Here is a 21,702-nt window from a genome sequence, read left to right on the forward strand (position 1 = left end):
CTTGAACGCGTGGAACCACCGGACGCCCGACAACTGGAGCTCTGGCGCCGGGCATGCCGGCTGTCATCCGCCCTGGCGGGGCTGACGCTCGTACTGAGCGCGGCGGTGCTCCTGGGGTGGGCGGTGGGGAGCCTGACGCTGACGCAGCTCGTCCCCGGCCTGCCGGAGATGGTCCCCCTGACGGCGTCCGCCCTGATGCTCACCGCGGGCGCGGAGCTGGCGCTGGGAGGACGGCGGGCCGCGGCGCGGCGGATGGGCGTGCTCATGGCCCTGACGGTCGCGCTGTGGAGCGTGCTGCTGCTGAGCACCTACGTGGGGGACTCCGCTCGCTGGGACGCCCTCTTCCAGGCGCTGGGCGGGCGCACGTCACCGCAATCCGCGTCGCTGCTGCTGCTGCTCGGCCTGGCCCTGGCGCTCCGGGATGCCCGGAGCCGGTGGGGGGCGCGGGCCTCCCAGGGGATGGCGCTGGGGGCCCTGTTCCTGTCCTTCAGCGTGCTGGTGGCCTACTCGTTCCAGGAGCCTCGGTTCTACTGGTTCTCCGGCCGGGGGGGCATCGGCATCGCGCTGCACACCGACGTGGCCCTGCTGCTGCTGTCCCTGGGAGCGCTGCTCCTGCGTCCACGGCGGGGCGTGGTGGGGGCGTTCCTGCACACGGGCGCGGGCGGCATCATGGCCCGGCGGCTGCTGCCCGCGCTGCTCGTGCCCCTGGTGGGCGGCGTGGTCGCGAACCAGATGCTGCGCCACACCCGGGTGGATCCCCGCCTCGCCTGGTCGCTGCTGGAGATGACCCAGGCGGCGGTGCTGACCTGGGTGGTCTGGCGCGCGGCCACGCGCCTCAACGCCCTGCACGCCGAGCAGCTGCGGGCCGAGGAGCGCACCCGCGAGGACGCGCGGACCCAGCGGCGGTTGGCGGAGGAGAACGCGCGGCTCTACTCGGAGGCGGTGGCGGCCTCCCGCGCGCGAGAGGACGTGCTGGCCGTCGTGTCCCACGACCTCAAGAACCCGCTCTCCACGGTGCGGATGGGGACGGGCCTGCTCACGCGGCGGCTGGACACCCTGGAGGGAGGGGCGGCGCTCCAGCGGCAGGTGGCCGCCATCGACCGGGCGGCGGCGCACATGCAGGACCTCATCACCCGGCTGCTGGACGCCGCGCGGCTGGACGCGGGGCAACTGCTCATGATGGACCGCCACCCCGAGGCCGTGGAGCCGCTCGCCCGCGAGGCGCTGGCGATGGTGGAGCCCCAGGCCCAGGACAAGGGCGTCCGCCTGGAGCACCGGCTCGCCCGGGGGCTGAGCGCCTTCTGCGACCGCCCGCGCATCCTCCAGGTGCTGGCCAACCTGCTGGGCAACGCCGTCAAGTTCACCCCTCCCGGAGGCACCGTGACGGTGAGCACCACGCAGGACGCGGGAACCGTGCGCGTGAGCGTGCGCGACACCGGCCCCGGCATCCCCAAGGCCCACCAGGCCCGGCTCTTCCAACGCCACTGGCAGGCGCGCGACACCGCCCACCAGGGCAGCGGCCTGGGGCTCTACATCGCCTGCGGCATCGTCACTGCCCACGGGGGCCATCTTTGGGTGGACAGCGACGAAGGAGCAGGGACGACGTTCACCTTTACCTTGCCGGAGTCCTCCCCCGCCCACCCGGCCCTTGACACCTTGGAGGGCGAGGTCTAACGCAAGGCGGCATGAGCACACCCCGCTTCCCGCCGTCGCCCCGCCGCCCCGTGAACAACGAGGGTCCGCTGCGAGTCCTGCTGCTGGAAAACATCCACGCCTCGGCCCAGGAGATGCTGAAGGCGGAGGGCTTCGAGGTGGAGCGGCTGTCCGCGGCGCTCAAGCCCGAGGACCTGGCGGAGCGGCTCAAGGGCGTGCACCTCCTGGGCATCCGCAGCAAGACGACGGTGCCGGAGGAGTCGCTGAAGTACGCGGACGACCTGCTGGCGATTGGCGCCTTCTGCATCGGCACCAACCAGATTGATCTGCTCGCCTCCAGCGTGCACGGCGTGCCGGTGTTCAACGCGCCGTTCAGCAACACGCGCAGCGTGGCGGAGATGGTGCTGGCGGAGGTGGTGGTGCTCACGCGCCAGCTCTTCGACCGCAGCCGCGAGGTGCACGCGGGGCAGTGGCGCAAGGTGGCCACGGGCAGCCACGAGGTGCGCGGCAAGACGCTGGGCATCATCGGCTACGGGCACATTGGCTCGCAGCTGGGCGTGCTGGCGGAGGCGCTGGGCATGCGCGTCCTCTACTACGACGTGATGACGAAGCTGCCCCTGGGCAACTCGCGGTCGGTGCCCACGCTGAACGCGCTCCTGGCGGAGTCCGACTTCGTGACGCTGCACGTGCCGGCGCTGGCCTCCACGCACCTGATGATGGGACAGGAGCAGCTGGCCGCCATGAAGCCGGGCGCGTGCCTCATCAACGCCAGCCGCGGCACGGTGGTGGACATCCCGGCGCTCGCGCAGGCGCTGCGCTCCAAGCACCTGGGCGGCGCGGCGGTGGACGTGTACCCGGAGGAGCCGGAGGGCAACTCGGACGGCTTCGTGACGGAGCTTCAGGGGCTGCCCAACGTGGTGCTCACGCCGCACATCGGCGGGTCCACGGAGGAGGCGCAGGCGTCCATTGGCAAGGAGGTGGCCACGTCGCTGCTCAAGTTCGTGAAGGGCGGCGCGACGACGGGCGCGGTGAACTTCCCCAACGTGGAGGCGCCCATCAACCCGGGCACCCACCGCATCATCAACGTGCACCGCAACACGCCGGGCGTGCTCCGCGACATCAACCGCATCGTGTCCGACCTGAACGCCAACATCCACGCGCAGGTGCTGAGCACGGACGCGAACGTGGGCTACCTGGTGATGGACCTGGACCAGGACGTGTCCCGCCAGGTGTGCGAGGCCATCGCCGGGCTGGAGACGGACATCAAGACGCGCATCGTGTCCTAGACGTCCAAAATCTTCCCCGGGTTGAGGATGCCCGCGGGGTCCAGCGCGCGCTTGAGGGTGCGCAAGAGCTCCATCTCCCCGGGCGCGCGCGTGTAGTCCAGGTAGTCCTTCTTGAGCAGGCCGATGCCGTGCTCGGCGGAGATGCTGCCGCCGTGCTTGCGCACGAGGTCGAACATGGCGTGGTCGGACTGCTTCGCGTGGGCGAAGAAGTCCGCCTTCTCCACCGCGTCCGGCTTCATCACGTTGACGTGCAGGTTGCCGTCACCGATGTGGCCGAAGAGGCAGATCTCCCAGCCCGGGTAGCGGCTGGCGAACACGGCATCCAGCTCCGCGCAGAACGCCTCCAGGTTCGCCACCGGCAAGGAGATGTCGTTCTTGTGCAGCACGCCCGTGGCGGAGAGGCTCTCGCTGATGGACTCGCGCAGCGACCACAGCTCCTGCGCCTGCGCCGCTCCTTGCGCCTGGGTGCCGTCGGTGACGAGCCCGCGCTCGAAGAGCGAGCCGAGCCACGCCTCCACCGCCGCCGGGTCGCCGCCCTCGGACTCCAGGAGGACGTAGCAGCCGCTGGGGGCCTCGAAGGGTGAGCGCAGCTTGCGGTGGCGCTGCACGCGGGCCAGGCACTTGTCGGTGAAGAACTCGTAGGCGGAGAGCACCAGGGGCGCCTGGCGCGCGTCGCGGAACAGCCGCAGCACGGCGGCCACGTCCGGCACCGCGAAGAGGAAGACGTCCTGCTTGCCGGGCAGCCGCGTCAGCTTGAGCGTGGCCTCCGTGATGATGCCCAGCGTGCCCTCGCTGCCGATGAAGAGCTGGCGCAGGTCCGCGCCGGTGTTGTTCTTCTCCAGCGCGCCGTTGAGCTCCAGCACCTGCCCCTGCGCCGTCACCACCTGGAGGCCCAGCACCCACTGCCGGGTGAGGCCGTAGCGGATGACCTTCACGCCGCCCGCGTTGGTGGCGATGTTGCCGCCCACCGTGCTGCTGCCCTTGGACGCGAAGTCCACCGGCCAGGTGAGCCCGTGCGGCGCGCAGTGCTGGTGCACGGCCTCCGTCACCGCGCCGGCCTGCACGCGCACGGTGTTGCCCAACAGGTCCACGGGCTCCATGCGCGTCATCCGCTGGAGCGACAGCACCACCTCGCCGTGCATGGCCACCGCCCCGCCCGCCAGGCCCGTGCGCCCGCCGGAGGGCACGATGGCAATGCGGTGCTGGTGGCACAGCGCCACGAAGCGAGCCACCTCGTCCGTGGTGCGAGGAAAGGCCACCGCACCCGGAGCGGGGGCGTATACGCGCGTCCAGTCGCGGCCGTACTCCTGGAGCTCCGCGGGCTCCCGGGTGAGGAAGTCGGCGGGGAAGGACTCGGCGATGGCGCGGAGGAAGTCGGCGGGCAGCGCGGCGGTGGACATGGGTCCAAGGCGTATTGCAGCCCCTGGGGCCTGACAAGCCCGGTGCACGGCTCCCGACGCATGCCGGACTGGAAAAGAGCCAAGGGTTCCAGGCCTCTCCGTATAGGGCTCGGACGCCGCGCCCCCGTCGCGGCCCTTTCTCCCGAGGAACCCCATGTCGTCGCTCCGCGCACTCGCCCTGCTGGCTGCCATGACCCTTGCCCCGGCTTCGGCCTTCGCGGAGCCGGAGGACGCCACCTACGGCGTGGCCTACGTCTTCACGAGCGTGGATGCCTATACGACCGGCACCAACCACTTCGTCGTCACCGGCGTCCTCCAGGGAGAGAGCGCGCCCCGCACCATCCGTTTCGCCCCTTATTCAAGCGGCTTCCCGGACGCGGAGCGGTGTGACCGGCTGGCCCTGCTGACCATGACCCGGCCCGGGCGCTTCCACTTCAGCTACTTCCAGGAGTACTTCAACTACCACCCGGTCTGTACGTTGACCCGTCTGTAGCCCGGATCCGTCCATGAAGACGCGGGTGCGCATGATGCGGGCATGGGTGTGGCTCGCCCTGGGACTCCAGCTGGGCTGCGGTGGCGGCAGCGTGGGTCCCCGGGACCTGGACGGGGACGGCCATCCGGCGGAGCTGGACTGCGATGACTCCAACCCCACCGTGTGGCGGTCCGTCACGGGCTGGGCGGACACGGACGGCGACGGCTTCGGCGACACGGCCGCGCCCGTCACCTGCGTGGGCGACACGACGAAGGGATGGACACAGCAGGCGGGCGACTGCGCGCCTGGGGATGCCACCCGCTGGCGCCTGGTGCCAGGCCTGTACCCGGACCTGGACAACGATGGGGCCACGGGCCCTGGGCCGTTGACGGTCTGCGTGGGGGCCACGGTCGCCGGCTACCGGGAGCAGCCGGGCGCGCCGGACTGCGATGACGGGGATGCGGAGGTCTCCGCCCTGTCCGCAGTGTGGGCGGACGCGGACGGAGACGGCGTGGGCGCGGGGATGGCCATCGACTGGTGCCCGAGCCGGGGGCGTCCGCCGCCCTCGGGGTACGCGCTCATCGAGGGCGACTGCGCGCCCGGGGACACGAGCCGCTGGAGGATGCTCCCCTTCACGTCCCGGGACGCGGACGCGGACGGCTTCGCCGTGGCGATGGCGGGCACGGTGTGCTCGGGCGAGCAGTTGCCGCCGGGCTACGACACGGTGTCCGACCCGGAGGACTGCGACGACCGCGACGCCCGCCGCACGGTCCGGGTCGAGCGCTGGTTGGATCCAGACGGGGACGGCTACGGCGACGGGGCGCCGGTGCTCCGCTGCGTGGGTCCTTGGGAGTCCGCTCCGGGAGAGACCTTCCAGGGCGGGGACTGCGCGCCGGGTGACGGCACCCGCTGGCGGGACCTGTATTACGCCTCGCGGGATGAGGACGGCGACGGGCGCTTCTCCCGCTCGGCGGGCGCGGTGTGCAGCGGCTTCTGGTTGCCCCAGGGCTACTCCTCCGCGGAGCGCGACGACGACTGCGACGACAAGGACGCGGCGCGGTTCTTCGCCTGGAGCGTCTACGCGGACGAGGATGGGGACCGCGTGGGTTCCGGCGCGGCCGCCACCGTCTGCGCCGGGATGACCCTGCCCGCCGGATACGCCACGCAGGCCACGGACTGCGCGCCCCAGGACGCCTCCGCATGGCGGATGCTGGGCTTCACCCACCGCGACGCCGACGGCGACACGTACACCGTGGCCCAGAGCGGTGAGCTGTGCTCGGGCACGGCCCTGCCCGCCGGCTACGGCACGAAGCCGCTGTCCGGCGAGGACTGCGACGACACGAACGCCGCCGCGTACCGGAACGTGACGGCCTTCGCGGACACGGACGGGGACGGCGTGGGCGCGGGAGCATCAACGGTCCTCTGCACCAACGGGAAGGTGCCCGCCCCCTGGTCCGACCGTGGCACGGACTGCGCCACGGAGGACGCCACGCGCTGGCAGGAGTTGGTGGCCCTCCACGCGGACCACGACAAGGACGGCGTCACCGCGCCCATCTCCGCGCAGCGCATCTGCTCGGGGAAGGCGTTGCCCGCGCCCTACTTCCTCAAGGCCGTGGGCAATGACTGCGACGACGCGGACATCGCCCGCTACCGGTGGAGCTACCTCTACCGCGACCAGGACGGTGACGGCGTCGGGGCCACGCCCCGGGAGATGATGTGCCTCGGCGCGTCGGCGGTCGCCGGCTGGTCGAAGTACGGGGATGACTCGGATGACAACGACGCCACCGTCCAGACGGACGAGGCCGCGGAGGAGGAGCTGAGCCTCATCCTGGACCTGTAGTCCCTACGCCGGGCGATGACGGCCAGGACCTTCGTGGCCGTCCTCACCGTTGCGGTGCCAGTAGGACGCGGCCTTGACCCACTCCGCGGGGTGGCCGCGCTCCTCGATGACGTAGGTCCGCAGCTCGCGCACCCACTCCGCCTCGCCCGCCAGCCACACGAAGCCATCTCCTGGCGGAGGCGTGAACTTCGCCAGCTCGTGCCGCAGCAGCGCGCCGTCCCCCAGCCCCGGCTCTCCGCGCACCACCCAGGTCGGGTGCCAGGAGGCCTTCGTGACGAAGGTCTGCTGCTCGGACGCGTTCGCGACCACGGCCACGGTCGTCACGGGCACACCCGGACGCAGCAGCTCCACCCGGCGGCCGAGCGCCGGCAGCGCGCTCTCATCACCCACCAGCAGGTACCAGTCGAAGTCATCCGGCACGAGCTGCGAGCCCTTCGGTCCGCCGATCTCCAGCGTGGAGCCGACCTTCGCCCCGGCCGCCCACTCCGTCGCGGGGCCGGAGCCGTGCAGCGCGAAGTCGATGGTCAGCGTCTGGCCCCGGTTGTCGTAGGCGCGAGGCGTGAAGTCGCGCATCACCTGCTCCCCCGCCTGAGGGAAGAACAGCTTGATGTGGTCATCCGGCGACGGGCTGTGGAAGTCCGCCAGGTCCGGCGACGCGAAGTGGATGCGCCGCATGCGAGGCGTCACGGACTCCACGCCGCTGACCACCAGCCTGCGCCGCCGCAGCTCGTGGCGCACGCGAACGATTTGATGCAGCTCCTGGGTGCTCATGAGCGGAGCCTCTCGATCTTCTGCGCGGCCTCGTCGATCAACGCCGCCACGTCGAGCACGACCTTCTTGTCGACGCCGGGCGACAGCGTGTCGAACAGCACGCTCTTCAGGTTCTGCATCGCGCGACGAACGGGAGCCGCGTCCGTGCGCTCGCGAAGCTCTCCGGCCTCGCCCAGCCGCCGCAGCAGGCCCTCCACCGTCTTCGCGTTCTCCGCGAGCAGCGCCTTGCCCTGCGCCGTGATGGCGAAGAGCTTGCGCTGCGTGTCCGTCGTGTCCGGCTCGCCCACCAGCTCCATGTCCTTGAGCAGGGTAAGCGTGGGGTAGATGACCCCGGGACTCGGCGCGTACACGCCCCGGCTCAAGCCCTCGATGGCACGGATCAGGTCGTACCCGTGCCGGGGCTCCTCGTTGATGAGGTGGAGCAGGACGAGCCGCAGCTCGCCGCCCTCGAACATCCGGTGCCGCCCGCCGCCAGGGCCGCCATGCCGTCCCCGGTGGCCCTCCCCACGCTCATGGTGATGCCAGTGCTCCGGGTCACCCCGGTCTCTTCCGTGTCTGCCGCGCATGTCGCGTCCTTTCAGGGGGTTCAAGATATCTTCCAGATGGGTCTGAGATATATCTCAGCATTATCTGGCGCAACCCGATTTGAGCCGCCAGGCCCGCCCGCCTGCTCCAACCCCCCGAAAAGACAAGCGGCCCGGGCAACAGGTGCCCGGGCCGCCGAGTGTCTTCCGCTTCTGACCGCTGGAGCCGCCGTTACGGGTGGCTGGCGGGGTCCGCGGGGTTGGTGCCCGCGGTCCGCTCATCCCCGTCCAGGAAGCCGTCCAGGTCCCGGTCGATGCCCACGCGCTGGCCGGAGCCCGGCGGCGCGCAGGTGTACGTCAGCACGCCCTGGTTCGCGGCCACGCCCGAGCGCAGCGACACGGACGGCACCAGCGGCAGCGCCGCGCGGTCCGCCTTGAACTGCCCGCTGCCCAGGTAGCGGAAGCCCATCTCGTACGTGCCCGCGCGGCCCTTGGCCACCAGGTCGCACTCGCCCGCGTCCGCGCGCGCCATCAAGAGGTCGATGCGCGTTCCCACCACCGCCGCGTTGGTCGCGGTGAGCGTCACCTGCTGGCCCACGATGGGCGCCAGGTTGGTCTCGAAGGCGAACATGTATTCCTCCATGTCCTTCTTCGCCTGGAAGCCCGCGGGCGTGTCCGGGATGCCCACCTGGTTGAAGATGGGGTGGAAGTCGAAGCCGCTGTTGAAGAGGAACAGCGTGGGGATGGCGCCGTCGCTGTTGAAGCCCGTGCCGCGCACCTGGTCACCCAGGAACGGATCCGCCGGCGTGTTGCCGAAGGGGAACGCGGCGCCGAACATGCCGACCTTCTGGTACATGTTCCGCAGGTGCGGGACCTTGGGGAACAGCGGCTCCGCGTCGAAGGAGCTGCGGCCATCCGTGCCGAAGAAGCCCTTGAAGGGGCCCTCGCCCGGGTTCGCGTTCACGTCCACGCGGTGGCAGGACTCGCACGAGCCCGGGAAGAAGCTGGTCGTGTTCGTGAAGAAGTCCTTGCCCGCCGCCTGCGAAGCCGTGAGCGAGTTGTCCAGCTTGCGGATGGGGTTGGGCGGGTAGACGACCTGGAGGATGAAGTCGGAGAACTTCTGCATCTCCACTTCCGTCAACTGCGAGCTGCGGCCCAGCAGGTCCTTGAACGCGGGGTTGAACTGCTTGAAGGCCGCGACCTCGTCGAAGGTGCCGCTGTTGGGCTGCACGCTGGGCGCGCTGTCGCCGCCGGTGCGGTCTCCACGCCAGTGCATGGGGCCCTGGTTGGCCATGCCGCGCAGGCTCTGCGTGGACAGGGGGCCCTTCATCGGGTGGAAGGACGTGTCCTGACCGAAGGTGGGGTCGGTGCCGAACTCCGGCAGCACCGGCACGATGGGGTTGTAGCTCGCCTTCACGTCACCGTCCGGGTTGCCCAGGTCCCAGGTGGTGCTGTCGAAGTCACCGAAGATGTGGCAACTGCCGCAGGACGAGTCGCCGTGGCTGGAGCTGTTGCGCGCGTCGTAGAGGAACGGGCGGCCCTGCACCACGCTGACCGGCTCCGGGTTGAACATGGGCAGGTGCGCGACCTCCGTCTTCGTCGCGGTGTTGACGACGGAGATGGCGTTGTCGAAGCGGGTAAGCACGTAGAGGCGTCCCCGGGCCTCATCCAGCACCAGGCCGGTGGGGCCGCCGCCCGTCAGCGCGACCTGGTTCGCGGTGGAGGGCGTGAAGGTGCCGGACTCCAACTGGGACGTGGCGTACACGCCCAGCTTCGACGAACCGAACGCGGCGACCCAGAGCGTGGCGCCGTCGGACGTCACGGCCATGCCCGTGGGCTGCGCGAGGCTCTTCTCACTCTCCGCGTTGGGCGTGGCCGCGCAGCAGGCCGCGTAGTTGATGTGCGTGTTGAGGTGGCGGGGCGTGACGGAGGGGGCGCTGGGGCCGCCGAGCACGGTGATGCGGCTCTCGTGCAGGTGACCGCGCAGGGTGTTGCCCGTCAGGGTGCCGGGGCCCTCGAAGCGCAGGTCGTTTCGCGCCTCGGTGTTGCTCACGTAGACCTTCCCGCTCACCGGGTTGACGGCCATGTTGAACAGGATGGTGCCCACGCCGGCGTAGGTGCCCGCGGCGCCGGACACCTGCACGGGCGGGTTGGCGTTGGCGGAGATGGCGAAGACGTCCTTGTCCGGCAGGGAGAAGCGGACGTAATCGGTCCACGGGCGGTTGAGCACGTCCACCCAGTCCTCGCCGTTGTACTTCACGATGACGGAGACCTCCGGGGCGGGGATGCCCTGGTGGTTGACGTTGGGGCCGGGGACGCCGCCCACGGACTCGCCGCCGTTGGGCACCAGGCTCTCATGCACCACGGTGGTGCGGTTGCCGGAGTGGAACGCGGCCGCGTACACCCGGCTGCCGTCCGGCGTGGCCGCGAGCGCGCGAGGCGTGTCACCGAACAGCGTGAGCCGGGTGAGCGGCGTGCCACCCAGCGTCGTGCCCAGGTTCTCCGAGTCGAACACCCAGACGTCCGCGCGGCCCACGCCCGGCGTGGTGAGTTGCGGGTCGAACCCGGCGTTCTGGCCACGGTGCGCGGCGGTGATGAACGCGCGCTTCTTGCCGGTGCCGGCGAAGACGATGTCACGGGGCTCGTCGCCCACGAGCAGCGTGCGCGTCACGCTGCCGCCCTGCCCGTTCGTGTCCACCTTCACGACGCTGACGCTGTCGGACAGGTGGTTGACCACCCAGACCTCGTTGTTGGTGCGAGCGGCGACGGCCACGGGCTCCAGGCCCACGGGCACGGAGCCCTTGTGGGTGAGGCCGCTGGTTCCCACCTGGAAGATCTCCAACCGGTTGTCCGGCGTGTTGACGGCATAGAGCCACTGGCCGTTGGGAGACAGGGCCAGGGGACGCACCTGGCCACTTTCAAAGACGGTGAAGTGCTGCGCCTGCGACGGGCTGCCCATGGCGAGGCCCAACAGCAGCGTCGCCGCGGACGCGGTGCGCTGGAAGGCACGGCGCACCGCCGGGTGTCTGGCTTTCATGGATGTCTCTCGGGGAAAGGGGGCTGGGGACCCCTGCTTCACTGTAGCTGTGGCGTCTGACATTGAGGGACGGGTGGACCCGGACCCGGTGGAAGCGCCGCGCGGCGCGACGGCTCCATCCCTGTGTACGCAGTGAAGGGCGTTGCCTGGTCGGCGTTCCCTTTTACCGGGGCCAGTCGCGCAGGAGCCGGTCGGCGGCATCCTGCTGGTCCCACTCCACGCGGCCGGTCAGCGTCAGGCCCCCGCGCTCGATGCGGATTCGCCGCCACACCGGGGCGCCCGGCACGTAGCGCGCGTCCGTGCGGGACCAGGCCACACCGCCGGTGGCCTCCACCATGCGCAGCACACAGGCGTCGAACTCCGCCTCCGGAAGCCAGCGCAGGGCGTCCAGCACCAGGTCGGAGTCGAAGCCGCTCAGCGCGGAAGGATGACCGGTGACGGCGCGCAGGGACCGGGAGCCGCGCCCCTCCGGGATGAAGGACAGGCCCTGGGGCCCCAGCACGCAGAAGCCCTTCTGCTTGCCGAGCTTCGCGGGGAACACCGCCACGGTGTCCAGGCGCACGCCCGCCCGCGCCGCGCCGCGCAGGGGCGGCTGACGGTGGAGCTCGATGAGCAGCGCCAGTTCGGACGCCTCCCAGAGCGAGCGCGCGCGCCAGCGGCGGTCACCGGCCACGCACACGTCCCAGGCCCGCTCCACCCAGACGCCGCCCGCGCCGATGCTTCCCAGCCGCACCTCCTGGAGCGCCCCGAAGAGCGGCTTCCACAGCAGCCGCTCGCTGGTCAGCCGCGTACGCCCCGAGCGCAGCAGGTCCCAGGCCGCGGGTGCCATGGCAATCACCAGGAAGAGGAACCCCGCCAGATTCTTCATGTCGGGAGGCGCCAGGAGGACGACCGCGAACGCCAGGATCCAGCTGACCGCCAGGCGCCAGCCGTAGTGCGCGGGCAGCTCCGAGCGCAGCTGTCTCGCTTTGTCCCGCCGCTGGTACCCCTGCGCGAAGGCCTCGTGGACGACCACCTCGCCGGGCTTCAGCGCCCACTGCACCTCCTGGCGCACCAGCGCATCCAGGCGCGTCAACGCCACCTCCAGCGACACGCCTTCGGGCGCCACCGTCAGAACATCCAGCCTGCGCCGGGCCAGCCGCGTCAGCCGCTCCCGCCGGGCCGACAACTCCCGCGCCGCCTTCCACACGGGCGTGTCGTCCGGCCAGGCCTCCTGCGCCGCGCGGCGCTGAACCCGGTCCAGCGCCTCCTCCACCGCCTGTGATTCCGCCACGAGCGCGGGCACCAGCTCCGGACGCCGCGTCAGCGCCCGCCGCCACCGCCGGCCGGAAAGCGCCTTCTCCAGCTCCGCGTACGGGCGCCGCGCCGCCGCGAGGACCTCCGCGCGGCCCTCCAGCTGACGCTCGACATCGGCCGCCGTGAGGCCTGACGGGACAGCGCTGGAACGTGACCGCTCGGGCATCGCGCGGGACAGCATAGCCCCGCGCGAAACAGGCCGCCGGATGCACGCCCCCACCGTCACTCCACCGGCGGCTCCAGTTCCAATCGCTCACACTGACGCAGCATCTCCGCCGCGTCTGCGGGTTCGTCGGGCGAGGGCGGCAGCGCCTCCGACCAGGGCAGGGACGGCCTGGCCGGTGTTCCCATCGACTCCTTCAGGAGCGCGATGAGGTCCTTCGCGGGGTCCCTGGGAAATGACGTCACCTCCTGCAACGGCCGGGGCGCGACGGGCGGCAGCTCTTCGCACGGAAGCGCGGCGGCCTGGAGCAACCGCACGGGCGACGGAGGAGGGGCCACCACCGCCACGGGCTCCGGGGGCAGCAGGTCATCCGGGTCGAACCCGAAGGGCACCCGGGGCACTGCCTGGAGCGACACGGCCTCGCGCTCCACGTCCGGGACGTCCCCCTCCTTCGGGATGCACCTCAGCGTGTTCAAGCGGGGCGTGGGCGCTTCCGAGAACGGCGGCGGGGACACCGGCATGTCCACCCGGGGAGGCCACAGGGGCACCGGCAGCAGCACCACGGCTGGCTCGCGCAGGGGCAGCGAGCGCACCCGCGCGCCTCCCAGCTCCGCCGCCGCCTTCGCCACCGCCGCCGCGTGCTCCGCGAGCACCCGCTCCGCCCAGGTCTTCACCCACCGGGCCAGCGACAACACCCAGGCCAGGTGCCGCCGCTCGCGAGGCCGCGCCTCCACGGCCCCGGATGGCGGACCCGCGAGCATCGTCACTCCTCCTTCACCGGCATCCGGATGATCAACGGCGAGGTCCCCGTGGCCAGCACCTCCGACTCCACCGACAAGAGCTCGCCCTCCGCGCGCACCTCCAGCCGGCCCAGCGACTCCCCCGGCGGCACGTGGGGGAAGTGGAAGTGCCCCTGCGCGTCCGTGCGCGTGCTCAACTGCAACGACGGCAACGCCACCCACGCGTCGCGAATGGGCACGTCACCGGGCCCCACCACCCGACCCAGCAGGGGGGCCTGCGCGGACGGCCCATCCACCAAAGACAGACATCGCACCTCCGCCAGGGGCTGCTCCTTGCGCACCTGCACCCGCAGGCGGAAGGCCGGACGCGGCACCGAGCGCAAACCCGCCCACAGCGCCGCCGGCACCGGGCTCAGGTCCACCTCCAATTCCTTGTCGCTCATGGCCGCGAACACCAGGTCGCCCAACAACCGGTGCGCGCGCTCGGGTGTCTCCGCGCCCACCGTCACCAGGTAGCAGACGGTGAACTGCAACCCGCCCCGCTTCCCCGCCCGGGTCAGGGGCGCCGGCCCCAGCTCCAGGAGGTAAAGACAGACACCCCGGTCCAGGGCCTCACGGTCGGGCACGCCCAGGTGCACCGGCGAATCCGTGGCAATCCGTCCCACCCACGCTCTCATGCGCAGATCGACTTCGTCGATCATCCTTGGCCCCCCGGTTCCGGCCCTGAATGCCACGCCACCGTTTTCTTTCATCATACGCTCTCATCCGGTGGTTTGGCTGGACATCACCCACGGGATTGAACAGGACGTCGTTGATTTGACAGGCATTGCACGCATTCCCAGGTCTTGAGGGACCACGCAGCGTGTCGGGAACCGGGCAGTCCCTCCACCGCGGGTCGTGGCATCCCGGAAAGCCCGTACGGGTTTCGCGTGAAGCACTTCATTTCCCGCTCGCCTTCCGCGAAGAATGGCCGCTGGGCCGGCATTCACCGTGGAACTTTCGTCATGACGATGGACTCCCCTTCTTTGAGACGACGACACCCTTCCCTTCTCTCCTCCGGCATCGCCCTGGGGTGCCTGGCGGTGTTGGGCACCGCCACCCCGGCGCTCGCGCAGGACGACGACTCGCCCCACAAGGTGGGCCTGCTGCTGGACGCGGGCGCTCCGCACGGCATCGGCCTGTCCGCCGTGGTGCGCCCCACGAACTGGCTGCGGCTGCACGCGGGCCCCACCACGAACACGCTCAGCATCGGCGTGCGCGGCGGCCTGAGCATCCTGCCGATGGACACCTTCATCGCGCCGTCCTTCAACGCGGAGGCCGGGCACTACTTCGGCTCGGAGTACAGCGAGGTGCTGGACTGGCTGGGCCGTGAGCCGAGCGCCACGTCCGAGGCCATCCGCGACGTCACCTACAACTACGTGACGGGCAGCGTGGGCCTGGAGGTGGGCACGAAGAGCCGCTTCAACTTCTTCCTCAACGTGGGCCTGAGCTACGTGGCGATGACCGTGCCGGACCCCACGCCGCTCATCCAGGACGCCTCCGGCGACGACAGCGTCACGTCCGGCCCGCTGCACCTGCGCGCCACCATCCCGTCGGTGAAGCTGGGCTTCATCGTCTACTTCTTCTGAGCCAGGAGCCCTTCCACCATGCGAACGCAATCCTTCCGCACCCTCCTGCTCGCTGGCGCCGTGGCCCTGTTCGGCACGGGCTGTGAGTCGCTCTTCACCGTCGAGGTGGAGGCCGAGCGCATCTGCAAGAACGAGAACGACCTGTCCTTCCCCGCCTCCCCGCCCATCGCCGGCTCCGTGGAGCAGTCCTTCACGATCCCGCTGGGTGACTTCGCCAGCGCGCTGCCCGAGGACGCCGACGTGGAGACGGAGCTGCGGCTGAAGCTCTTCGACGCCACCGCCAGCACGGACATCAGCGGCATCGAGCGCGCCAGCCTCTCCGTGCGCAAGCCGGGCTCCGCGGAGTACGTGCTGCTGGGCGAGTTCCGTCGCACCGGCAACGGCGGCTCCACGAACAAGCTCACGCTCACCAGCAGCGGCGCGGTGGACGTGCTGGACCTGGCCAAGCAGGAGGAGCTGGAGTTCCTCTTCCAGGCCACCGGGTCGCCCCCCACGCAGTCGTGGACCGCGGACGTCGAGGTCTGCGTGGGCGCCAAGGCGAGCGCCAACTACTTCGGCCTGCTGTTCTGAAGCCTCCACTCCCGCCCCGGCGAAAAGCACGCCGCCGGGGCGGCGGGCCGGCCGGAAGTTGGACGGGGACTCGCGGCGCCCTTAAGTGGGGAGGGTGGGACGCAAGCGGGCCGTGGGCGGCATCGAGATTCCGGGATGGGCGTGGCTGGTGCCGTGCGCGCTGGTGCCCGTGGTGCTGCTCAACCTGGGCGTGGCGTGGCTGGGCGAGACGCAGGTGTCGCCCCTGTCCTTCTCCTTCCTCCAGACGAAGGCGCGCGCGCTGGGAGCCTACGTGGCGCACCGGCCCGAGTGCGTGCTGGACGGCCACCCCCCGCTGGAGCCGCTCATCGAGGACACGGAGCGCCGCCACGGGATTCCGCCGGGGCTCCTGAAGGCGCTCATCCAGGTGGAGTCGGAGACGCGGGTGCACCGCATCTCGCCCGCGGGGGCCATGGGGCCCGGGCAGCTCATGCCGGACACGGCGGCGCAGATGCGGGTGGAGGATCCCTTCGACCCAGCGCCGGCAGTCAACGCGAGCGGGCGCTACCTAGCCGAACAGCTTCGAAGGTTCCGCGACGTGCCCCTGGCGGTGGCCGCGTACAACGCGGGCCCGGGGTCGGTGAACGGACGCGTGCCGCGCAACGGGGAGACGGAGTTCTACGTGGCCAAGGTGCTCGCGGCCTATGAGCACACGCGGCCGAAGGCACCGGTCGTGGCGAAGCGCCCGGCGGTCTCCGCGACTCGGGTCAAGGCAGCCGCGGTGAAGGCTCCCGTCGCGCGGAAGGCCCGTCCCCAGGGGGATGGACTTCAGGGTCGGGCTCCGGGTGGGGCCTCCGCCTCACGGCGCAGCACGAAGAAGTAGGGCGGCATGTCCCGCGCGTCCATCAGCCCCAGCAGCGTGTCCCGGTCCACCTTCCGGAACACGTCGAGGATGGGCCGGTCGTCGTAGATCATCGTCGCGCTGAGCCGCCCCCGGAACTCCAGCATGCGCAGCCGCGCCTTGAACTGGTCCGTCCCGACCGAAGCCTGGTGCGGCGCCACGGGCCCCGCGGACTCCGGGGACGGCCACTTGCGCGGATCCACCGGGAACACCGCCTTGCGGTCCTCCGTGTGGAAGAGCAACGGGTGCACGCTCTCCGCGTCGACGAACTGCTTGCCGTACCAGCCGGTCGAAGCGAGCAGCCCGTCCAACGGGTGTCCCGTCTGGAACTCGCGCCCCTGCCACGTGCCACGCATGAACCCGACGTCCACCGCGGGCAGGCTGTCGAACAACGCGAGCGCCTCCTCCACGCGGACGCGCCCGGCCTTCACTGCTTCGTCGAACGTCATGTCGTTCCTCCTCCTGGCATGCACAGCACCGGTTTGACCGCCACGCGCGACTCCATGTCGTGGACCGCGTCGTTGATGGCTTCGAAGGGATACGCGCGGCTCAGCTTCTCCAGCGGGAAGCGCCCCTCCGCGTTCAGCGCGACCAGCCTGGGGATGAAGGCCTTGGGGTCCACGTTGCCCTCGAGGATGCCCACCAGCCTCCGCCCCAGGAGCAGCGCCGTCATGGACAGCGAGACCTCCGCGTCCCGGCCAGGAAGCCCGAGCAACCCGCACGTGCCCAGCGGACGGGTCACATCGAACGCCTGCCGCAACACCTGCGGCGATCCGACGCACTCCAGCGCGAAGTCCACGCCGCCCCGCGTGAGCGCCACCACCGTCTTCGTGAGCCCGGGCTCATTCGCCAGGAACGTGTCCGTGGCCCCCAGCTCACGCGCGAGCTCCAGCCGCTCCGCGCTGAGGTCCACCGCGAGGATGCGAGAAGCACCCGCGACCCGCGCCGCCATGATGGCCGCGAGCCCGACGGAGCCCGCCCCGAAGACGGCAAGCTGCTGCCCTGGCTGGAGTTTGAACGCCTCCAGCACCGCCCCCGCTCCCGTCTGGAACCCGCAGCCCAGCGGCGCGACCCGCTCCAGCGACACCGAGGCATCCACCTTCACCGCGTTGTGCTGATGCGCCAGCACGTGCGTGGCGAACGATGACTGGTGGAAGAAGCTCGAGCGGACGGGCTCACCGCGCCACCGCATGGGGAACGAGCCATCCGGCCGCGCGCCGGAGAAGTTCCCCGCGTAGGCCCGCTCGCAGTACGGAAAGTGTCCGCCCGCGCACGTGCGGCAGCCGCGGCACGAGAAGTAGCTGAGCACCACCGCGTCGCCGGGCTGGAAGTCCGTCACGCCCTCCCCCACCGCCTCCACCACGCCCGCGCCCTCGTGGCCCAGCACCGCGGGCAGCGGGAAGCGGCCCGCGCCGGCCCGGTACGTGAGGTCGGTGTGACAGATGCCACTCGCCGCCACCCGCACGCGCAGCTCGCCCTCTCGCGGCGCATCGAGCTCGACCTCGTCGATGACGAAGGGACCGCCTACTTCCCGCAGCAGCGCGGCTCGCACTGGAAGACCCATGGCCACATACTATTGGCAGTTCGCCAATAAAGTCACATCCCCCGGGCCTTTTGGGGGCTCCCGTGCCTTTTCAGGTCAGCGCCAGGCTGCTTCCAGCTTGCGCCCGTGCAGGCCGCTGGCCGCGCCCGTGTCCAGCCACAGCTCCACGTCGCGGTGCAGCTGGAGGAACGACGCGGGCCACCGGGGCGTGAGCGGGCCGTGCACCATCGCCGTCACCGCCGCGGCCTTGTTCACGCCGAACGCGAGCACCACCACCTTGCGCGCCTGGAGCACTGCCGCCATGCCCAGCGTCAGCGCCGCCATGGGCACCTTCGACGGATCATCCCCGAACGCCATCACGTGGGACAGCCGCGTCTCCCGCGACAGGCGCGCGCGGTGGCTCGTCGCCGTCAGCACCTCGCCGGGTTCGTTGAAGGCGATGTGCCCGTTGGGACCCACGCCCAACAGCAGCAGGTCCAGCCCTCCGGCTGCCGCGAGCGCCGCGTCATAGCGCGCGCATTCCGCCTCCGCGTCCGGCGCGCACCCGTCGAAGAAGTGGATCCGCTCCGTTGACAGATTCACATGCCGGAACAGGTGCCGGTCCATGTACGCGCGGAAGCTGCCCGCGTCCTCGGGCGGCAGGCCCAGGAACTCGTCCACGTTGAAGGTCGTGGCCCGCGACAGGTCCAGCGCCCCCCGGGCCGCCAGCTCCACGAGGTTCCGGTACACGTTGAGCGGCGAGCGCCCCGTGACGAGCCCCAGCACCAGCTCCGGCGTGTGACGCACCGCCTCGGCGATTCGCGCCGCGCAGGTGGTGGCCGCCTCCTGCTCCGTCTGGAACACCCGTAGGTTCATGGACGGGTCAGCATACCCGCCCCGGTCGCCGGTCCCCCAGCCGCCCGGTGCGTGGCGCCGCGCGGCAAGGCCCCACGCCTGGGGGAATTACACGTGAACACGTCCGGCGATTGACAACCCAGGTCCCCCGCACGCCCGGGGACCGGGGAAGGTTTCCCACGGGCGTTCCATGCAATCCGTCCTCACGCGTGGAGGCCGGGTCGGGCTAGAACCGGACCCATGAAAGTCGCCGTGCTCACCGGCGGGGGTGATTGCCCCGGCCTCAATGCGGTCATCCGAGCCATCGTCCGCCGTGCCAGCGAGCACGGCTTCGAGATGATGGGCCTGCGGGATGGATGGAAGGGCCTGCTGGACGACAACCACTTCCGCCTCACGCGGGAGACCACCTCCGGCATCCTCCACCGGGGTGGCACCATCCTGGGCACCTCGCGCGTCAACCCGTTCAAGGTGGAGAACGGCCTGGAGCGCGTGAAGCGCGCCATCGAGCGCAATGGCATCCACGCGGTCATCGCCATTGGCGGCGAGGGCACCCTGTCCGCCGCCACGCGCATGTCCCAGGAGGGCCTGCGCATCGTCGGCGTGCCGAAGACCATCGACAACGACCTCAACGGCACGGACTTCACCTTCGGCTTCGACACCGCGGTCCACATCGCGACGGAGGCCGTGGACCGGCTGCACTCCACCGCCGAGTCGCACAAGCGCGTCATCGTCTGCGAGGTGATGGGCCGGCACGTCGGGTGGATCGCCACCTACGCGGGCATCGCCGGCGGCGCGGATGTCATCCTCGTCCCGGAGATTCCCGCGGACCTGGAGGCCGTCGCGCAGCACCTGCAGCGCCGCAACGCGGGCGGGCGCACCTTCTCCATCGTCGTGGTGGCGGAAGGCACGCGCATCAAGCTGTCCGCGGACCAGAACGAGCAGCTCGTCACCACGGGCGCCCTGGACGAAGCGGGCCGTCCGCGCCTGGGCGGCGTGGGCAACATCGTCGCCGCGGAGATTGAACGGCGCACGGGCTTCGAGACGCGCGTCTCCGTGCTGGGCCACATCCAGCGCGGCGGCGCCCCCACGGCGCACGACCGCGTGCTCGCCACCCGGTTCGGCGTGCATGCGTGCGACATGGTCGCCCGCGGCGAGTTCGGCAAGATGGCCGCCCTGCGCGGGAACGAAATCGTCAGCGAGCACCTGGCGGAAGCCACCCGCGAGCTCAAGCGCGTCCCCGAGGAGTTCTTCAAGGTCGCCCAGGTTTTCTTCGGCTGACATTGACGTGATGCGCCATGCCTGCCCCCACTTGGAGTGGCAGGCGTGACGCCACGCATCCGGTAGCATCCGCCCGTCTCCCCCTCTCCCGAAGGGATGGTGCCGATGCTCACCGGTCGCATGATGGACTTCCCGCTCACCCTGACGCACTTCCTGGAGCGCGCGCGCTCCTACTACGCCGCGCAGGAGATCGTCAGCCGCAAGCCGGACAAGTCCCTGCACCGCTACACGTACGCGGACTTCCACAAGCGTGTCTGCCAATTGGCGAACGCGCTCACGCGGCTGGGAGTGAAGCCCGGGGACCGCGTGGCGTCGCTGAGCTGGAACCACCACCAGCATCTGGAGGTCTACTTCGGCGTGCCGGCGATGGGCGCGGTGATGCACACGCTCAACCTGCGGCTGCACCCCAACGACCTGGGCTACATCGCGCGCCACGCGGAGGACACGGTCATCGTGGTGGACCGCTCGCTGCTGCCGCTGGTGGAGAAGTTCGAGAAGGCCGCCGGCAGCATCAAGCACGTCATCGTCATCCCGGATGACGGGCCGGTGCCGGAGGGGCGGCTGGACTACGAGAAGCTGCTCGCGGCGGAGTCGCCCACCTTCGAGTTCCCGCGCCTGGATGAGAACAGCGCGGCGATGCTCTGCTACACGTCCGGCACGACGGGCAACCCGAAGGGCGTGCTCTTCAGCCACCGCTCCATCGTGTTGCACACGCTGGTGTGCTGCCTGCCGGAGGTGTTGGGGCTGAAGGAGTCCGACACGGTGCTGGCGGTGGTGCCCATGTTCCACGCGGCGGCGTGGGGCCTGCCGTTCGACGCGCTGCTCACGGGCGCGAAGCAGGTGCTGCCCGGGCCGCACCTGGATCCGCAGTCGCTCCTGGAGCTGATGCAGAACGAGAAGGTCACGGTGGCGGGCGGCGTGCCCACCATCTGGCTGGGCATCCTGGCGCAGTTGGACCGCGAGCCGGGCAAGTGGGACCTGAGCCGGATGCGGCACATGGTGATTGGTGGCTCGGCGGCGCCGCCGGCGCTGATTGACGGGTTCCGCAAGCGCCACGGGCAGAACGTGCTGCACGCGTGGGGCATGACGGAGATGAACCCGGTGGGCACGCTCGCGCGGCTCAAGGGCGATTTGCACACGGCGTCGCCGGAGACGCAGTTGGATGCGTACGCGTCGCAGGGCTACTCCGTGCCGTTCGTGGAGACGCGCCACGTGAGCGACACGGGGGAGATTCTTCCCTGGGACGGCAAGGCCATGGGCGAATTGGAGGTGCGCGGGCCCATGGTGGCGGCGTCGTACTACGGCGACGAGGGCAAGGACCGGTTCACGAAGGACGGGTGGTTCAAGACGGGCGACGTGGTGACCATCGACCCGGCGGGCTACCTGCACATCACCGACCGCAGCAAGGACGTCATCAAGTCCGGCGGCGAGTGGATCAGCTCCGTGGCGCTGGAGAACGCGCTGATGGCGCACCCGTCCGTGCTGGAGGCGGCGGTGTTCGCGGGCCGGCATCCCAAGTGGGACGAGCGGCCGCTGGCGGCTGTGGTCTTCAAGCCGGGGCAGCAGGCGACGAAGGAGGAGCTGACGGCGCACCTGGAGAAGCAGTTCGCGAAGTGGTGGCTGCCGGATGACATCCTCTTCGTGCAGCAGATTCCGCGCACGTCGACGGGGAAGTTCCTGAAGATGAAGTTGCGGGAGGATTACGGCGACCACCTGATGAAGGCGTCTGCCGCGTCCTGAAGTGGTTGGAAGGACCGACGGGCAGCTGACACTGGGAGTCCGTGGCTCGCGCACAGGCGGGGCTGGGG

General features: G+C 70.7%; 19 protein-coding genes. 9 read left to right on the forward strand and 10 right to left on the reverse strand.

The window, feature by feature from the left end; translation table 11 throughout:
* Positions 1–9: 9 nt before the first annotated feature.
* Positions 10–1,674 carry a sensor histidine kinase gene (locus ACX114_RS34805; protein WP_459291641.1) on the forward strand — a complete coding sequence of 555 codons (1,665 nt, stop codon included), beginning with the start codon at positions 10–12 and terminating at the stop codon, positions 1,672–1,674.
* A gap of 11 nt (positions 1,675–1,685) precedes the next feature.
* Complete coding sequence (gene serA, locus ACX114_RS34810; RefSeq protein WP_459291642.1) at positions 1,686–2,939, forward strand: phosphoglycerate dehydrogenase; 1,254 nt, start codon at positions 1,686–1,688, stop codon at positions 2,937–2,939.
* On the opposite strand, the gene ACX114_RS34815 is transcribed toward serA, so the two are convergent.
* Complete coding sequence (locus tag ACX114_RS34815; RefSeq protein WP_459291643.1) at positions 2,936–4,339, reverse strand: FAD-binding oxidoreductase; 1,404 nt, start codon at positions 4,337–4,339, stop codon at positions 2,936–2,938. The genes serA and ACX114_RS34815 overlap by 4 nt on opposite strands.
* Positions 4,340–4,493: 154 nt before the next feature.
* Between ACX114_RS34815 and ACX114_RS34820 the strand changes: the two genes are divergently transcribed.
* Both ACX114_RS34820 and ACX114_RS34825 read left to right on the forward strand, forming a co-directional pair.
* Positions 4,494–4,832 carry a hypothetical protein gene (locus ACX114_RS34820; RefSeq protein ID WP_459291644.1) on the forward strand — a complete coding sequence of 113 codons (339 nt, stop codon included), beginning with the start codon at positions 4,494–4,496 and terminating at the stop codon, positions 4,830–4,832.
* 13 nt (positions 4,833–4,845) lie between these two features.
* Positions 4,846–6,651 carry a hypothetical protein gene (locus tag ACX114_RS34825; protein ID WP_459291645.1) on the forward strand — a complete coding sequence of 602 codons (1,806 nt, stop codon included), beginning with the start codon at positions 4,846–4,848 and terminating at the stop codon, positions 6,649–6,651.
* 3 nt (positions 6,652–6,654) lie between these two features.
* Here the strand turns inward: ACX114_RS34825 and ACX114_RS34830 are convergent, their stop codons facing one another.
* The 6 genes from ACX114_RS34830 to ACX114_RS34855 all read right to left on the reverse strand — a co-directional run bounded on the left by ACX114_RS34830 (position 6,655) and on the right by ACX114_RS34855 (position 13,883).
* Positions 6,655–7,422, reverse strand: coding sequence for a siderophore-interacting protein (locus tag ACX114_RS34830; RefSeq protein WP_459291646.1), 768 nt, complete (start codon positions 7,420–7,422; stop codon positions 6,655–6,657).
* A complete protein-coding gene (locus tag ACX114_RS34835) occupies positions 7,419–7,988 on the reverse strand; it encodes a PadR family transcriptional regulator (RefSeq protein ID WP_459291647.1) in 570 nt (189 codons plus the stop codon). Before ACX114_RS34835 ends, ACX114_RS34830 begins: the two co-directional genes overlap by 4 nt.
* Positions 7,989–8,178: 190 nt before the next feature.
* Positions 8,179–10,983: a hypothetical protein gene (locus tag ACX114_RS34840; RefSeq protein ID WP_459291648.1), complete on the reverse strand. Its 2,805-nt coding sequence runs from the start codon at positions 10,981–10,983 to the stop codon at positions 8,179–8,181.
* A gap of 163 nt (positions 10,984–11,146) precedes the next feature.
* Complete coding sequence (locus tag ACX114_RS34845) at positions 11,147–12,445, reverse strand: hypothetical protein (protein WP_459291649.1); 1,299 nt, start codon at positions 12,443–12,445, stop codon at positions 11,147–11,149.
* 56 nt (positions 12,446–12,501) lie between these two features.
* Positions 12,502–13,203, reverse strand: coding sequence for a hypothetical protein (locus tag ACX114_RS34850; RefSeq protein WP_459291650.1), 702 nt, complete (start codon positions 13,201–13,203; stop codon positions 12,502–12,504).
* A 2-nt stretch (positions 13,204–13,205) separates the two neighbouring features.
* Entirely contained in the window at positions 13,206–13,883 is a 678-nt protein-coding gene (locus tag ACX114_RS34855) for a carboxypeptidase-like regulatory domain-containing protein (protein WP_459291651.1), read from the reverse strand.
* A 324-nt stretch (positions 13,884–14,207) separates the two neighbouring features.
* Here ACX114_RS34855 and ACX114_RS34860 point away from each other — a divergent pair, with 324 nt between their 5' ends.
* The 3 genes from ACX114_RS34860 to ACX114_RS34870 all read left to right on the forward strand — a co-directional run bounded on the left by ACX114_RS34860 (position 14,208) and on the right by ACX114_RS34870 (position 16,221).
* Positions 14,208–14,810: a hypothetical protein gene (locus tag ACX114_RS34860; RefSeq protein ID WP_459291652.1), complete on the forward strand. Its 603-nt coding sequence runs from the start codon at positions 14,208–14,210 to the stop codon at positions 14,808–14,810.
* 18 nt (positions 14,811–14,828) lie between these two features.
* Complete coding sequence (locus ACX114_RS34865) at positions 14,829–15,380, forward strand: hypothetical protein (RefSeq protein WP_459291653.1); 552 nt, start codon at positions 14,829–14,831, stop codon at positions 15,378–15,380.
* A 94-nt stretch (positions 15,381–15,474) separates the two neighbouring features.
* Positions 15,475–16,221 (forward strand): lytic transglycosylase domain-containing protein, encoded by a 747-nt coding sequence (locus ACX114_RS34870; protein WP_459291654.1) that lies wholly within the window; start codon positions 15,475–15,477, stop codon positions 16,219–16,221.
* Here ACX114_RS34870 and ACX114_RS34875 read toward each other — a convergent pair.
* The 3 genes from ACX114_RS34875 to ACX114_RS34885 form a co-directional block, all read right to left on the reverse strand.
* Positions 16,167–16,688 carry a DUF4334 domain-containing protein gene (locus ACX114_RS34875; protein ID WP_459291655.1) on the reverse strand — a complete coding sequence of 174 codons (522 nt, stop codon included), beginning with the start codon at positions 16,686–16,688 and terminating at the stop codon, positions 16,167–16,169. The two genes, ACX114_RS34870 and ACX114_RS34875, sit on opposite strands and share 55 nt — an antisense overlap.
* Positions 16,685–17,803 carry an NAD(P)-dependent alcohol dehydrogenase gene (locus tag ACX114_RS34880; protein ID WP_459291656.1) on the reverse strand — a complete coding sequence of 373 codons (1,119 nt, stop codon included), beginning with the start codon at positions 17,801–17,803 and terminating at the stop codon, positions 16,685–16,687. Before ACX114_RS34880 ends, ACX114_RS34875 begins: the two co-directional genes overlap by 4 nt.
* Positions 17,804–17,878: 75 nt before the next feature.
* Positions 17,879–18,637, reverse strand: coding sequence for a glucosamine-6-phosphate deaminase (locus ACX114_RS34885; RefSeq protein ID WP_459291657.1), 759 nt, complete (start codon positions 18,635–18,637; stop codon positions 17,879–17,881).
* A gap of 219 nt (positions 18,638–18,856) precedes the next feature.
* Here ACX114_RS34885 and ACX114_RS34890 point away from each other — a divergent pair, with 219 nt between their 5' ends.
* Entirely contained in the window at positions 18,857–19,894 is a 1,038-nt protein-coding gene (locus ACX114_RS34890; RefSeq protein WP_459291658.1) for a 6-phosphofructokinase, read from the forward strand.
* Between the two features lie 105 nt (positions 19,895–19,999).
* Positions 20,000–21,634: a long-chain fatty acid--CoA ligase gene (locus tag ACX114_RS34895; protein WP_459291659.1), complete on the forward strand. Its 1,635-nt coding sequence runs from the start codon at positions 20,000–20,002 to the stop codon at positions 21,632–21,634.
* Positions 21,635–21,702: the final 68 nt, after the last annotated feature.

Source organism: Corallococcus sp. M7, from assembly GCF_054512695.1.

Bases quoted from the DNA above. Each gene is read 5' to 3' on its own strand.
- ACX114_RS34890 (WP_459291658.1), top strand. From the start codon at position 18,857: ATGAAAGTCGCCGTGCTCACCGGCGGGGGTGATTGCCCCGGCCTCAAT.
- ACX114_RS34845 (WP_459291649.1), bottom strand. From the start codon at position 12,445: ATGCCCGAGCGGTCACGTTCCAGCGCTGTCCCGTCAGGCCTCACGGCG.
- ACX114_RS34885 (WP_459291657.1), bottom strand. From the start codon at position 18,637: ATGAACCTACGGGTGTTCCAGACGGAGCAGGAGGCGGCCACCACCTGC.
- ACX114_RS34865 (WP_459291653.1), top strand. From the start codon at position 14,829: ATGCGAACGCAATCCTTCCGCACCCTCCTGCTCGCTGGCGCCGTGGCC.
- ACX114_RS34815 (WP_459291643.1), bottom strand. From the start codon at position 4,339: ATGTCCACCGCCGCGCTGCCCGCCGACTTCCTCCGCGCCATCGCCGAG.
- serA (WP_459291642.1), top strand. From the start codon at position 1,686: ATGAGCACACCCCGCTTCCCGCCGTCGCCCCGCCGCCCCGTGAACAAC.
- ACX114_RS34850 (WP_459291650.1), bottom strand. From the start codon at position 13,203: ATGCTCGCGGGTCCGCCATCCGGGGCCGTGGAGGCGCGGCCTCGCGAG.
- ACX114_RS34875 (WP_459291655.1), bottom strand. From the start codon at position 16,688: ATGACGTTCGACGAAGCAGTGAAGGCCGGGCGCGTCCGCGTGGAGGAG.
- ACX114_RS34820 (WP_459291644.1), top strand. From the start codon at position 4,494: ATGTCGTCGCTCCGCGCACTCGCCCTGCTGGCTGCCATGACCCTTGCC.
- ACX114_RS34840 (WP_459291648.1), bottom strand. From the start codon at position 10,983: ATGAAAGCCAGACACCCGGCGGTGCGCCGTGCCTTCCAGCGCACCGCG.
- ACX114_RS34835 (WP_459291647.1), bottom strand. From the start codon at position 7,988: ATGCGCGGCAGACACGGAAGAGACCGGGGTGACCCGGAGCACTGGCAT.
- ACX114_RS34880 (WP_459291656.1), bottom strand. From the start codon at position 17,803: ATGGGTCTTCCAGTGCGAGCCGCGCTGCTGCGGGAAGTAGGCGGTCCC.
- ACX114_RS34855 (WP_459291651.1), bottom strand. From the start codon at position 13,883: ATGATCGACGAAGTCGATCTGCGCATGAGAGCGTGGGTGGGACGGATT.
- ACX114_RS34895 (WP_459291659.1), top strand. From the start codon at position 20,000: ATGCTCACCGGTCGCATGATGGACTTCCCGCTCACCCTGACGCACTTC.
- ACX114_RS34825 (WP_459291645.1), top strand. From the start codon at position 4,846: ATGAAGACGCGGGTGCGCATGATGCGGGCATGGGTGTGGCTCGCCCTG.
- ACX114_RS34830 (WP_459291646.1), bottom strand. From the start codon at position 7,422: ATGAGCACCCAGGAGCTGCATCAAATCGTTCGCGTGCGCCACGAGCTG.